This window comes from Zunongwangia mangrovi (genome assembly GCF_900112105.1).
GTDB lineage: Bacteria > Bacteroidota > Bacteroidia > Flavobacteriales > Flavobacteriaceae > Zunongwangia > Zunongwangia mangrovi.
This window is the reverse complement of the sequence record NZ_FOKV01000001.1, coordinates 1,067,372-1,080,688: the sequence shown is the minus strand read 5'-3', so window position 1 is coordinate 1,080,688 and position 13,317 is coordinate 1,067,372. Positions and strand designations below refer to the sequence as shown.

13 protein-coding genes are annotated in these 13,317 nt (G+C 36.8%); 11 read left to right on the top strand and 2 right to left on the bottom strand.

Translation table 11 applies throughout. The features are described 5' to 3' along the window. The first annotated feature begins 37 nt into the window (after positions 1-37). Complete coding sequence (locus BM201_RS04890; protein WP_245758575.1) at positions 38-1,129, top strand: sensor histidine kinase; 1,092 nt, start codon at positions 38-40, stop codon at positions 1,127-1,129. Continuing rightward, a complete protein-coding gene (locus BM201_RS04885; RefSeq protein ID WP_092540230.1) occupies positions 1,126-1,845 on the top strand; it encodes a LytR/AlgR family response regulator transcription factor in 720 nt (239 codons plus the stop codon). The genes BM201_RS04890 and BM201_RS04885 overlap by 4 nt, the downstream gene beginning before the upstream one ends. Here the strand turns inward: BM201_RS04885 and BM201_RS04880 are convergent. Next, positions 1,842-2,867, bottom strand: coding sequence for a helix-turn-helix domain-containing protein (locus BM201_RS04880; RefSeq protein WP_092540229.1), 1,026 nt, complete (start codon positions 2,865-2,867; stop codon positions 1,842-1,844). The two genes, BM201_RS04885 and BM201_RS04880, sit on opposite strands and share 4 nt — an antisense overlap. A gap of 594 nt (positions 2,868-3,461) precedes the next feature. On the opposite strand from BM201_RS04880, the gene BM201_RS04875 reads away from it, so the two are divergent. The 6 genes from BM201_RS04875 (at position 3,462) to BM201_RS04850 (ending at position 8,429) form a co-directional block, all read left to right on the top strand. Next, complete coding sequence (locus tag BM201_RS04875) at positions 3,462-3,797, top strand: arsenosugar biosynthesis-associated peroxidase-like protein (RefSeq protein ID WP_092540228.1); 336 nt, start codon at positions 3,462-3,464, stop codon at positions 3,795-3,797. A 45-nt stretch (positions 3,798-3,842) separates the two neighbouring features. Continuing rightward, positions 3,843-4,898, top strand: a complete 1,056-nt coding sequence (arsS, locus tag BM201_RS04870) for an arsenosugar biosynthesis radical SAM (seleno)protein ArsS (RefSeq protein ID WP_092540227.1) — start codon at positions 3,843-3,845, stop codon at positions 4,896-4,898. A 272-nt stretch (positions 4,899-5,170) separates the two neighbouring features. Then, positions 5,171-5,797: a TIGR04282 family arsenosugar biosynthesis glycosyltransferase gene (locus tag BM201_RS04865; RefSeq protein ID WP_092540226.1), complete on the top strand. Its 627-nt coding sequence runs from the start codon at positions 5,171-5,173 to the stop codon at positions 5,795-5,797. A gap of 2 nt (positions 5,798-5,799) precedes the next feature. Next, positions 5,800-6,612 carry a purine-nucleoside phosphorylase gene (locus tag BM201_RS04860; RefSeq protein ID WP_092540655.1) on the top strand — a complete coding sequence of 271 codons (813 nt, stop codon included), beginning with the start codon at positions 5,800-5,802 and terminating at the stop codon, positions 6,610-6,612. Positions 6,613-6,617: 5 nt separating this feature from the next. After that, positions 6,618-7,589, top strand: a complete 972-nt coding sequence (gene arsM, locus BM201_RS04855; RefSeq protein WP_092540225.1) for an arsenosugar biosynthesis arsenite methyltransferase ArsM — start codon at positions 6,618-6,620, stop codon at positions 7,587-7,589. Between the two features lie 30 nt (positions 7,590-7,619). Further along, positions 7,620-8,429 carry a DUF547 domain-containing protein gene (locus BM201_RS04850; RefSeq protein WP_245758574.1) on the top strand — a complete coding sequence of 270 codons (810 nt, stop codon included), beginning with the start codon at positions 7,620-7,622 and terminating at the stop codon, positions 8,427-8,429. Between the two features lie 13 nt (positions 8,430-8,442). On the opposite strand, the gene BM201_RS04845 is transcribed toward BM201_RS04850, so the two are convergent. Next, complete coding sequence (locus tag BM201_RS04845; RefSeq protein ID WP_092540223.1) at positions 8,443-9,477, bottom strand: glycoside hydrolase family 113; 1,035 nt, start codon at positions 9,475-9,477, stop codon at positions 8,443-8,445. A 181-nt stretch (positions 9,478-9,658) separates the two neighbouring features. Here BM201_RS04845 and BM201_RS04840 point away from each other — a divergent pair, with 181 nt between their 5' ends. From BM201_RS04840 to BM201_RS04830, 3 genes are all read left to right on the top strand, one after another. Further along, positions 9,659-10,945 (top strand): NAD(P)/FAD-dependent oxidoreductase, encoded by a 1,287-nt coding sequence (locus BM201_RS04840; protein WP_092540222.1) that lies wholly within the window; start codon positions 9,659-9,661, stop codon positions 10,943-10,945. Positions 10,946-10,950: 5 nt separating this feature from the next. Next, positions 10,951-12,534 (top strand): 4Fe-4S binding protein, encoded by a 1,584-nt coding sequence (locus BM201_RS04835; RefSeq protein ID WP_092540221.1) that lies wholly within the window; start codon positions 10,951-10,953, stop codon positions 12,532-12,534. Between the two features lie 71 nt (positions 12,535-12,605). After that, entirely contained in the window at positions 12,606-13,304 is a 699-nt protein-coding gene (locus BM201_RS04830) for a glycosyltransferase family 2 protein (protein ID WP_092540220.1), read from the top strand. Positions 13,305-13,317: the final 13 nt, after the last annotated feature.

The following is a 13,317-nucleotide window of genomic DNA, read 5'->3' as shown; positions in this document are numbered from 1 at the left end:
CGGACAAACAACGAAATAGTTAAGAAAAATATAAAAATTGGCTGACACAAAATCCATAAAAAACCTGTTTAGGCTTTCTAAATTTTCTGATTATGAAATAAAGAGCGTACATCATCTCATATTTTGGAGTACCTACTTTATGTTCAACACTTTAAGATGGGGAAGCTACTACGAAGATTATGCGCTTTCTATAAAAGGAAATCTACTAGGATTCCCTATCCATATGTTTTTGTGTTATTTCACCATCTATTTCTTAATTCCCACGTTCATTTATAAACGCAAGTTCATACTTTTTACTATCACGCTAATAGCTACAATTTTTTGTATGGTAATCATCAAATTTGAGCTTACCTACTTTTTAATTAGCAATAACGTATGGCCAGAAGGGCCAGAAACACATTCGCTCACGGCCAATTATGTAATCCAAATGATGCTGGGAGAGCTGTATGTTATTTCTTTTGTGACTGCCATAAAGATCACTATCGATTATATTTCTACTAACCAAAAAGCAGCAAAACTAGAGCAGTCTAAATTAGAAACCGAACTTCGATTCTTACGATCCCAGATCTCTCCGCATTTCTTTTTTAATACTTTAAATAACATTTATGCGTTAACTCTGGAAAAATCGAATAAAGCTCCAGATGTGGTTCTCAAACTCTCAGAGCTTATGCGCTACCTGCTTTATGAAACAAAAAATAAAAGACAAAGCCTAGAAAAAGAAATTTTGTGTATCCAGAACTATCTAGACCTGGAACGCATTAGGTACGGAGATAATCTTGATGTAAAAATGGAAATCTCTGGAGACATTCAGGGTAAAGAACTTTCTCCCATGTTATTGATTCCTTTTGTAGAAAATGCATTTAAACATGGGGTTAATGAAAATATTGGTAATGTTTTTATTAAGATCATACTGAAAATCGAAGAGGATTTTCTTTATTTTGAAGTCGCGAACACTATTTCTCAAAAAAGGAAGAAGAAACTCCCAAAACAACTTAAACCTAGCGGAGGAATAGGCATAGCAAACGTGAAGAAGCGTTTGGAACTTGGGTACACCAAGGAAGAATACAAGCTTGAAATTGGTCAAAATAACGGTCAATTTTTAATTCAATTAAAACTGAAACTAAAATGAGTCTTTCCTGTATCATAATTGATGATGAACCTTTAGCAATAAAGGTGATAAAAAACTATGTGAAACAGATCAAAGAGCTTTCCCTACAAGCTACATTTACAAATGCTGTAGACAGCATGAATTTTATAAAAGAGAACGAAGTAGATTTACTTTTTCTAGATGTAAATATGCCGCTTTTGGATGGATATAGCTTTTTGGAAAGCCTGCCACACAAGCCAAATGTAATTATCACAACAGCACATGCAGAGTATGCTGTAAAAGGCTATGAATTAGAAATACTGGATTTTTTAATAAAACCCATCCCATTCCCTCGATTTTTAAAAGCAGTAAATAAAGCTTTAAAACTGAAAAACGAGAGTCAAAATTTAACAAAATCGAATACTGAAACGCTAGAACATATTTTTGTAAAGGTCGATAAAAAACGCATGCATAAGATCTACCTAAAGGATATTCTAGTGATCGAAAGTTTAAAAGACTATATAAAGATCATCACCGCTACAGATAAACATATCGTTCATCAAACCTTAAGCAGTTTTACTGAAAGTTTACCACAGGATCGATTTATAAGAATACACCGTTCGTACACGATAGCAATTCCAAAAGTTGAAGCTATAGAAGGAAACAGTTTAGAAATTGGCGGAAGTCGCTATACGATTGGTAGAAGTTACATTAATGAAGCCAAAGAGGCGATCTTAAAAAATGGAGATCGGGATTAATCTAGATCTTGTTTAGAACCCGACTTTAAAAAGTACTTGGGACTTACCCCATATTTCTCTTTAAAGATCTTAGAAAAATAGCTTCGGTTATTTAAGCCTATGGCCACCACGATTTCAGAAATATTCTTATCGGTGCTCATCAACATTTGCTTAGCTGCTTCTAGTTTTCTATGCTGAATATATTTATTTACCGTAAGATCGTAAACATGCTTAAAACCTTCCTGTAATTTATTTACGTTGGTACCGGCTTCTTTCGCTAAAGCTTCAACGGTAAGATTAGAAGCCAGATCCCCTTCAATTCGTCTTGCTACATAATTTACTTTTTCGATATCAGATTTTCTAAGGATCTGTGGTAATTTATCTTCAGCTTCATCATCCTGATATTGGGCAATTTGCACCACCAACATTTCAAAAGCTTTTCCTTCAAGAAAGATAGAACGTAAAAATCCGGTAAATTCTTTAGTGGCGATCTCATCCATAAGATCAGCCGATTTGATACTGTAATTTCCCTGATAGAAAAATTCTTTTTCAGAAACCTGATCTTTAAAGATCTCTTTTAGCTCTGGCTCTATATCCTGAAACTGATAATTATCTCGATGCGAAAAAATAGAGCGTATAATCTCTAAACTAGAGACATGGGTTGCTACATTTTTTTTAAAACTAAGCACATGCCCCCTGTAACCACTACTGGACACAATGATATTTTGAAAACTATCTATCTTGACTACATTCTCTGAATTTTCAAAACAATGATCTACACTTCCCTGAGAACAAAAAATAAACTTTAAAGGATGAACACTATTTAAGGTAAAATGAATATTAATATCCTCGTAGAACTTACAATTATAAGTAATAATACCAATCCCAGAATCAAAACTGCATCCTCTAATATAACCTTCTCCCAATTCTGACGGAATTTCGAGCATAAGTTCACCTGCTCCATTTTTTACAGGTGCATCTATACATTTTGAAATATCGCCTATTATGTCATTAACCGGTAAAGTATTAACGTCTATTCTCATAAATCTGCAGCTCTTTTAAAAACAAGCAGCCCGTGTTTTGATGGTTAGTTTTCTATTTGTAAACGCTTAAATAAGCGTTACAACAGGTAAAATTAATATTTGAAGACAATTATTCTTAGCGTTTGTTAAAGTTGTGTGTTATCAACTATTAGTTATGTGAAAAACGTTATTCATCGCCATATGTCAATAATACCGGCACATAAGCCGTCATCTTGACGAAATCTATTCTAATGATGTTCGATTTGTATTCTTGTCTCCGCTCTAATATAGTTAAAATTAATCCAACATTAACAGTTTTAGTGCAGCTTTCATTAACTTTTACTTAACGGTTTACCATATTTCTGCTTATCAAAGCATCAAATTTTATTGAATTCTGAATAAATTTTCAAGACCTGTGTTTTATAATTTCCCATTGCACTTTACTGTTAATCTTGATATCGAGTTGCTCTTTTTAATGATGAGAATGCATAAATTGTATCTTTACGCAAACTAGCTCGAGGCAAGCCCTCGACGCACTCGTTGGAAACAAATTTTTAATTTCGAGGCAGGCCTTGGGGCATTAAACCCTTTGGCGGTGCCAATAAAAACTATTTTATGTCTAAATCTTATTATGATCCGGCCGACTTAAGGAAATTTGGTGAAATTACAGAATGGAGCGAAGAGCTTGGGAAAAAGTTTTTTGATTACTACGGAAAAGTTTTTGAAGAAGGAGCACTTTCTGCCCGTGAAAAATCACTTATCGCTTTGGCTGTTTCGCATGTGGTAAAATGCCCCTATTGCATCGATGCCTATACCAAAGATGGCTTACAACGCGGCATTACAAAAGAAGAAATGATGGAAGCCGTTCATGCCGGTGCTGCCATAGAAAGTGGCGCGACTCTTGTGCATGGTGTACAAATGATGAATAAATACAAAAAGCTTAGCATGTAAACCAAAGCTAATCTTTTCGTCTAAACCAGCGTACAACATTTTTATATGTCTCTAAAATCCCTAAAAGCAAGAGAAGACGATCTATCCAGCCCGCAACGACAACTGGAACTATTAAGTGAAGGAATTTTTGAAGAAGGAGAGCTTCCAACTTTTAAAGATAAAATTGCAGAAAGTGGTCATTTTCCGCTTAAACCCAAAAAACTGGAAATATTGCAACTAAACCTTGGTTATATGTGTAACCAGGTTTGTTCGCATTGCCATGTAGATGCCGGGCCAGATCGTAAAGAAGTAATGACGAAAGAAACCATGCAGCAATGCCTGGAAGTCATTAAAAATACCGGAGCGCATACTTTAGATCTTACCGGCGGTGCGCCAGAAATGAATCCCAATTTTAGATGGTTTGTAGAAGAAGCTTCTAAAGCAGGGATCAAAGATTTTATCGCAAGATCTAATCTTACCATCATTTTAGCGAATAAAAAATATCACGATTTACCCGATTTCTTCAAGAAACATAATGTTCATGTGGTTTCTTCTCTTCCTTTTTACAAGCGGGAGAAAACAGACAAACAACGCGGAAACGGAGTTTTCGATAAATCGATAAAAGCGCTTCAGCTTTTAAATGAAGTGGGTTATGCACAACCGGGCAGCGATCTCAAATTAGATCTGGTTTATAATCCATCAGGTGCATTTTTACCTACCAACCAGGCAGCGATGGAAAATGATTTCAAGAAAGCGCTAAAAGAAGATTTCAATATCGATTTTAATAGCCTTTTTGCGATTACGAATCTTCCGATAAGCCGATTTTTGGAATATCTAATTGCTTCAGAAAATTACGAAGATTATATGTATTCTTTGGTAGATGCTTACAATCCCGCTGCAGTCGAAAATGTAATGTGTACCAATACGATTTCGATTAGCTGGGATGGATGGCTTTATGATTGTGATTTTAACCAAATGTTAGATCTAAAGGTGAATTCTAAAGTAAAACACATTAGCGAGTACAACGAAGATTTGCTAAATGATCGAAATATCATTATTTCGCAGCATTGTTACGGTTGTACCGCCGGTGCGGGAAGTAGTTGCCAGGGATCCACGATCTAATTTTTTTGAATTAATTAAAGAAATATCTCCTGAATTTCTCTGATGTAATTTAATCCTGAAATTGTATAAAATCGGCTTCTTTTTCTTGGCAAAACGAGCAAGTTCAATTTCTAAAAATTAAGCTGAATATATACAATCTCGGCCTTTATAAATTTCACAAAAAATTAGTCGAGATTTTCATATAATCATAGTATATTGCTAGGAATGCAATACATCTGAAGGCTTTGTAAAAAGCATTAAAAATCAGCTTTTCAGATACAAAATATGATTTTTTGAGAGAGACAAATACTTCAAAAAACTTACTTTTAATTTTTACTCGTAATCCCAAATTTGGCAAAGTAAAAACCAGACTTGCCAAAGATGTTGGAGATCAGGCTGCACTAGATATTTATAAATTTTTGCTGGCGCATACGGCAAAGATTTGCGCTCCGCTAAACACTGATAAAACGGTATATTATTCCGAAGAAATAAAAGAAAATGATCTATGGGATAATGCTATTTTTAAGAAGAAAAAACAAAAAGGAGAAGATCTGGGCGAGCGAATGAAAAATGCTTTTGCTGAAGGTTTTAAAGCGGGTTACTCGAAAATCGTCATTATAGGATCTGATCTTTATGATATTAAAACCGAAGATTTAGAGCAGGCTTTTAAAATGCTGAACGAAAATGAAGTAGTGATTGGCCCGGCTGAAGATGGCGGCTATTATTTATTGGGAATAACCCAACTTCAGGAAAATCTCTTTCAAAATAAAAACTGGGGAACCTCAACGGTACTTCAGGATACATTAAACAATCTTACAAAATCAAATTATAAATTATTAGAAAAGCGGAATGATGTAGATCTGTATTCAGACATTAAAGATCATCCTGCTTTTATTCCATTTTTTACAGAACGACCATGACCATGACAGACGCAATTCAGGAATCAACCGATTATCTAAAATCTAAAGGATTTGAGGCTCCAGAAATCGGAATTATTTTAGGAACCGGACTAGGAAAACTTGTAGACGAAATAGATATCGAACACGAAGCCAGTTATAATCACATTCCATATTTTCCAACCGCTACGGTAGAGTTTCATAAAGGAAAATTGATCTTCGGAAGCCTTGAAGGCAAAAAGGTAGTGGTGATGCAGGGACGTTTTCATCTTTACGAAGGTTATACATTACAGGACGTCACTTACCCGGTGAGAGTAATGAAAAGACTGGGAATAAACAGATTATTGGTTTCTAACGCGGCAGGATCTATAAATCTGGATTACAAAAAAGGAGAGTTAATGTTAATCGACGATCATCTTAATTTTCAGGGAGGATCGCCATTAGCTTTTAAAGGCGTAGCGCAACTTGGGGAACGATTTGTGGATATGGCGCAACCTTACGATCCAGACATGAATGCCGAATTAGAAAAGATCGCAAAAACAAACAATATCAACCTACATAAAGGAGTATACGCTTCAGTTTTAGGGCCACAATTAGAAACCAGAGCTGAATATCGCTTTCTTAAGATCGCCGGAGCAGATGCTGTGGGAATGAGTACGGTTCCAGAAATTATTGTAGCGAATCACTTAAACATTCCGGTTTCGGCAGTTTCAGTAATTACCGATGAAGGAAATCCAGACGATTTGAAACCGGTAGATATTAGTGAAATCATTGCCATGGCTGAAAAAGCCGAACCTCAAATGATCGTTCTTTTTAGAGAACTTATCAAAACGCTTTAGTACAAATGAGCAGTTATTTAGAAACCACAAAAAACGTTTATAAAGATGCAGCACTTACTCCAGATGTTGGGCTTTGCTGCACAACAAATCCTATTTGGGAACTGCCGGGATTAAAGATCCCAAAGATCATGCAGGAAATGAATTATGGCTGTGGAAGCACTGTTCATGCACGTGATCTTTCTAACAATCCGCGTATTTTATATGTTGGTGTTGGCGGCGGAATGGAATTATTACAATTCGCTTATTTCTCAAGACAAAAAAATGGCGTAATTGGGATCGATACCGTAGATGAAATGTTGGAAGCCTCAAGAAAAAACTTCAAAATTGCTGAAGAACAAAACGAGTGGTTCAACTCAGATTTTGTGGATTTGAAAAATGGCGATGCGCTTCATCTTCCGGTAGAAGATAATTCGGTTGATGTTGCTGCTCAAAATTGCCTGTTCAATATTTTTAAAGCTGAAGATCTTAAAAAAGCGATCGAAGAAATGTACCGTGTTTTAAAACCACATGGCAAACTGGTGATGAGCGATCCTACCTGCGAGCAGGAAATGAATAACGAGCTTAGAAATGACGAGCGATTAAGAGCATTATGCCTTAGCGGAAGTTTACCAATTAAAGATTACGTAAAAGCTTTAACCGATGTTGGCTTTGGAACCATAGAAATTAGAGCCAGAAAACCATACCGTATTCTGGATCCAAAACATTATCCAACCAACGAATTGATTTATATTGAATCTATAGAAGTTGCCGCCATTAAAGATCCCATGCCAGAAGATGGACCTTGTATCTTTACAGGAAAAGCAGCAATCTATTATGGAGAAGACGATCATTTTGATGATAAAGAAGGTCATATTCTTCTAAAAAATCAGCCTTTAGCGATTTGCGATAAGACCGCAAAAGCTTTAAAAGATCTAGGCCGAGACGATATTTTTATTAGCGAATCTACCTTCCATTATGATGGTGGCGGTTGTTGCTAAACACCAAATTTAAACTGAAAAATGCGCAGCATGAAAAATTTCAACCTACTTAAACGAATATTGATAATGGCCATTTTCCCTATTGGTTTAAGCAGCTGCGCGTTATTTTCAGCGGCTGGATTTTCCAGTAAGGGTTTACCCCATACACGGGTAAAAGGCGAGTTAATTTCAACGATTTCTAATACTTCTACCAATATTGATCATTCTACCTGGCATAATTTGCTTCAAAAATATGTAGATGAAAGAGGACTGGTAAACTATGAAGGCCTGAAAAAAGACCGAAAAGCATTCGATAAGTACATCAAAATGCTTTCAGAAAACAAACCAGATCAATCCTGGTCTGTTCAGGAACAATTAGCTTATTACATTAATACTTACAATGCCAATACTGTAAAGATCGTTCTGGATAATTATCCTTTAAAAACCATTCAGAATGTCGATGGTGCAACCACAAAAGAATTTGTTAGCATGGGTACAAAGCAAATTTCTTTGGGCGCTTTAGAAAACAGTATTTTAAGAAGAATGAACGAACCCCGAGTTAATTTTGCAATTTGTAAAGCGGCAATTTCCAGCCCAAGATTATTAAACGAAGCCTACACCGCCGGAGCTATCAATGAGCAATTAGAATTTGCAACCCGATCTTTTATAAATTCATCTAAGAATCTTATAAAACCAGAATCAGCCCATCTTTCTAGAATTTTTGACTGGTATAGTGGCGATTTTACCAACGGTAGTATCACTATTGGTGAATACATAAATCGCTATAGCGAGGTAAAAATGAAGAATTGGAATAATATTTCTTTTAGAGATTACAACTGGAACTTAAACAAGCAATCCTAACCAACGAATATCGTTAATTCACATACTTGCCGTAATTCACTTTTACGGTTTTTTCGGCCAGTTTATTTTGTGGAGTGAAACGGTCATTTTGTTTTCCGCCGGCACGCTCGTGATCGTGATGCCATTTCCAAAGAAATCCGCCGGCAAACCAATTCTCTTGCCAAAATTCATCATAAATTACCTGTAAAGCCTTTGCTTGCAATTCTTCATTTAGATTTTCAGGAAGCTGATCACCTCTTCTCCTTGTAGAAGCCTGCCAGGGTTCTTTTGTGGCAAAATCGACATTTCTATAACCATATTCAGTAAATAATATCTGCTTTTTATATGTTGAAGATAATTGCTGAAGCATTTTTTTATGTGATTTCCAACCGGCGATCAATTCGGCTTCTGTTGGATCTTTTGATTCACTTACCGGGAAATAAGCATCTACGCCAATAAAATCGAGTTCGTCCCAAAGTTCAAACTGATCTACTTTATCCCAGTTTTCAGCATAAGTGATTTTTCCGGAATAAACTTTGCGCACTTCTGCGATCATCTTTTGCCAAAATTCAGGTCTTTTTTCAGTAAAATTATAAAGCTCGGTTCCTATGCAAAAAAGTGAAATTTGCTCTTTTTCGGCCAGTTCAGCATACAATAAAATATATTCCAGATAGCTATTTTCGAAAGTTTGCCAGTGTTCTTCTGAAGTCATATTAAGATCCCCGGTAAATTCGCCATGCCAGATCCAAATTTGAGGTTTTAGCATGATTTTTATTCCATTTTCCTGAAGTACCTGGATATTTTGCTGAACACCATCTACACGTTCTCCCCACCATTGCCGCTCGTGATTAAAATGCAACTCGGGACTATTTAAATCCTGAAGAAATGCAAAAGGCATTAAGGCCACGGTATTCGCATTTACGTTTTTAAGCGGAAGAATATGCTCGATTTTTAACGAATCTCGGGAAGCAACTAAACTTGATCCGTTATATTTTAGTTTAGGGAAATCTGGCTGGCAGCTGTAATGAAAAAGAGTAACCGCGATAATTAACCAAAAATTAAATTTCATTGAATCCAACCTGTTTTTTTGAGCCTAAATTAAAGAAAATCAGCATCTGTCTAAAAAATTAAATAAACATACTCAATTTTAAAATTGCTTTTCGACATTATAAGTTAAGATACTTCTTTATTTTCGACTAACTTTTAAATTGCACTTCGAATTGAAATCATAAAGCAATATCTGCAAAAGTATGGAGCACATCGTTATTCTTGGTAACGGAATTTCTGGAATTACCGCTGCACGGCATATCCGCAAGCGATCGGATAAAAAGATCACGGTAATTTCTGCGGAAAGTGATTACTTTTTTTCTCGTACTGCGCTGATGTATGTTTACATGGGCCACATGAAGTGGGATCACCTGAAACCTTATGAAGACTGGTTTTGGGAGAAAAACCGAATCAATCTAAAAACCGGCTGGGTACAGCAAATCGATTTTAGCGAAAAAACGCTTCATTTTAAAAATGGCGACAGACTTAATTACGACAAACTGGTATTGGCTACAGGATCGACCCCCAATAAATTCGGGTGGGAAGGTGAAGATTTAGACGGAGTGCAGGGATTGGTATCAAAACAGGATTTAGAATTACTCGAAAAAAACACGAAAAACTGTAAAAAAGCAGTCATTATTGGTGGCGGATTAATTGGCGTAGAACTTGCCGAAATGCTTCGCACCAGGAATATCGAGGTAACGATGCTGGTTCGAGAAAAAGCTTTCTGGCATTCAGTACTGCCTTTTGATGATGCGAATATGATTTCTGAACATATTAAATCTCATGGCGTTGACTTACGAACAGCAACTGAACTCGATAAAATAATTCCGGATGAAAACGGGAAAGTCAGTTCTATAATCACCAAAACTGGTGAACAAATTGATTGCCAGCTCGTCGGACTTTGTGCCGGTGTACACCCAAATATTGAATTTTTAAGAACATCTGAATTAGCGATAAATAGAGGAATTTTAGTAAATCACTACCTAGAAACCAATATTCCAGATGTTTATGCTATTGGCGATTGTGCTGAGCAAAAGAAGGTAATTGGCCAACGAAAACCCGTAGAAGCCGTTTGGTATACCGGCCGCATGATGGGCGAAACTCTAGCACTAACGCTTACCGGAGAACGATCTCGATATAACCCGGGGAATTGGTTTAATTCGGCTAAATTCTTTGATATCGAATATCAAACCTATGGTTGGGTTTGGCCTGTCCCTAAAGAAAATGAGCAGCATTTTCACTGGCAGCATGAAGAAGGTACCAAAGCCATAACGATAAGTTTCGACAAAAACACGAAGCTTTTCTTAGGAATAAATAGCTTCGGAATCAGAATGCGACACGAAGTTTTAGATCGTTGGCTTACCGAAAATCGAGAGATAACTTACGTATTTGCTAATCTAAAACAAGCTAATTTTGATCCTGAATTTTATACTCGGCATGAGGCAGCAATATTTGAAGGCTTTAAGAAAAATCTCCAAAACGCATAAACTACATGAGTAACATCGAACATAATATGTCTATCACCGGGGATGCTCCAAAAAGTATTTCCACTACTCAAAAAATAGCAAGCGCTGTCGGCCTTACCGGTCTATTGATTTTGGTGCTTGCCATCGCAAATTTCAACTTTCCGAATAAAAGTTTATTTCTAAGTTTATCGCTAGGACTGATTACACTGGGAACGGTAATTTTTTCTATCGACGCCTATTGGGGAAAGCATGCAGGAATCAAAAACGATGGCGTTTGGTTTAAATCCCTAAGTGGCAAAGGTTTTTGGGCCTGGATTCTTGGGATTAGTCTAACCTTATTTTATGTAGTTTTATATTGGTTTCCGCAGTATTTGGGATTAAACAGCGAAGGTACGAATAGAGGAATTATCGCCTTATTCGATCCTTTAAGTAAATTTATTAATGGCGGTCCCGCCAGCCAATGGTTCGTTTACGGAACTTTGTATACGGTTGCGATCTGTATATTCGGATTCAAATTTATCCTGAAATATCGCCATAATCGCTACGAGATCATTAGAACCTGTTCAGTGATGTTTTTTCAGTTAGGTTTTGCGTTTTTAATTCCTGAAATTCTTGCCCGACTCAACAAACCTTATTTTGCACCGGCAACAATTTGGCCTCTCAACTACGATCTTTTTGCCGGCTATCGATTAGATTCATTTTTATCTACCGGGAATTTAGGTGTGGCCATGCTTATTTTTGGTATCATTTCGATCTTTGTGATCACTCCTATCCTTACTTACAAATACGGAAAAAGATGGTATTGCAGCTGGGTTTGTGGTTGTGGTGGTCTCGCCGAAACTGCCGGTGATCCTTTTAGACAACTTTCAGATAAATCTCAAAAAGCCTGGAAGATCGAACGTTGGGTAATTCACAGTGTATTGGTTTTTGTTACCGTAATGACCATCGCCGTAGTCTATTCCTATCTTGGTGAAAATTCAGATCGATTTTGGTTAACGAAAGATGTTTTTCTTTGGGGAAGCGCAGGATTTCTTACGCTGATTTTTGCCCTGATCATGATCTTTAAACGCGACCAGATCCAAAAGGATGCGAAATATGGAGCGATTGGATATTTGGTGGTGATATTAGCGATTATTGGCATTAATTATTTTAGCGGAAACTGGAATATCTTTTTCTTCCCTGCCTACAAGCTTCGGGAATGGTATGGTTTCTTGATTGGCGCAGCGTTCTCTGGAGTAATTGGTGTTGGCTTTTACCCGATTTTTGGAAGTCGCGTGTGGTGCCGTTATGGTTGCCCAATGGCGGCAATTCTTGGGATGCAACAAAAATTGTTTTCAAAATTTAGAATTACGACAAATGGCGGACAATGCATTAGCTGCGGAAATTGCTCGGCTTACTGTGAAATGGGAATCGATGTAAGAGCCTACGCTCAAAAAGGACAAAATATTGTACGCTCTAGTTGTGTGGGCTGCGGAATCTGTTCAGCGGTTTGTCCTCGTGGGGTTTTAAAATTGGAAAATGGCAGCACCAAAGGCAGAATTAATGAAAATGAGGTTTTACTTGGGAACGATGTAGATCTTTTGGATCTTTTAAATCAGAAATCTCAATAAAAAGACGTGATAAACCTCACAGGTTTTAAAAACCTGTGAGGTTTCGAAATTGATTAAAAAGCCTAAAGAATTTGGAGAAAAATTCAATCATAAAAGTTATTATCCCTGCCTATAACGAAGCAAATTCGATTGCAAAAGTTATTGCTGAAATCCCCAATATCGTTGATGAAGTTATTGTGGTAAGCAACAATTCGACTGATGATACCGAGAAAAATGCTTCAACTGCCGGGGCGACCGTTCTTCAGGAAAAACGCAAAGGTTATGGGTATGCCTGTTTAAAAGGAATGAATCATATCGCTAATCAACCTCAAAAACCTGAAATCATTGTATTTCTGGATGGCGATTACAGCGATTATCCTTCAGAATTAACGAATATCATTGCGCCCATTCAGCAAAAAAATATCGATATGGTGATTGGTGCCCGGGTTAAAAAATGGCGAGAAGATGGCTCGATGACGCTTCCGCAGATCTTTGGAAACTGGCTTGCCACCACTTTAATGCGTTTATTTTTCGGCGCAAAATTTACCGATCTTGGTCCTTTTAGAGCGATAAAATACGAGAAACTGCTTCAGCTAAATATGCAAGATAAAACTTATGGCTGGACGGTAGAAATGCAACTTAAAGCCATAAAACAGGATTTTACGTATGTAGAAGTGCCCGTGCATTACAAAAACAGGATTGGTGTCTCTAAAGTTTCTGGAACGCTAAAAGGCGCTATCTTTGCAGGCGTAAAGATTTTGGGGTGGATTTTTAAGTATAGCTTTAAATAGATTAGAAAATAGA

Bases quoted from the DNA above. Each gene is read 5' to 3' on its own strand.
- BM201_RS04850 (WP_245758574.1), top strand. From the start codon at position 7,620: ATGAAAAATTTCAACCTACTTAAACGAATATTGATAATGGCCATTTTC.
- BM201_RS04835 (WP_092540221.1), top strand. From the start codon at position 10,951: ATGAGTAACATCGAACATAATATGTCTATCACCGGGGATGCTCCAAAA.
- BM201_RS04860 (WP_092540655.1), top strand. From the start codon at position 5,800: ATGACAGACGCAATTCAGGAATCAACCGATTATCTAAAATCTAAAGGA.
- BM201_RS04845 (WP_092540223.1), bottom strand. From the start codon at position 9,477: ATGAAATTTAATTTTTGGTTAATTATCGCGGTTACTCTTTTTCATTAC.
- BM201_RS04880 (WP_092540229.1), bottom strand. From the start codon at position 2,867: ATGAGAATAGACGTTAATACTTTACCGGTTAATGACATAATAGGCGAT.
- arsS (WP_092540227.1), top strand. From the start codon at position 3,843: ATGTCTCTAAAATCCCTAAAAGCAAGAGAAGACGATCTATCCAGCCCG.
- arsM (WP_092540225.1), top strand. From the start codon at position 6,618: ATGAGCAGTTATTTAGAAACCACAAAAAACGTTTATAAAGATGCAGCA.
- BM201_RS04875 (WP_092540228.1), top strand. From the start codon at position 3,462: ATGTCTAAATCTTATTATGATCCGGCCGACTTAAGGAAATTTGGTGAA.
- BM201_RS04840 (WP_092540222.1), top strand. From the start codon at position 9,659: ATGGAGCACATCGTTATTCTTGGTAACGGAATTTCTGGAATTACCGCT.
- BM201_RS04885 (WP_092540230.1), top strand. From the start codon at position 1,126: ATGAGTCTTTCCTGTATCATAATTGATGATGAACCTTTAGCAATAAAG.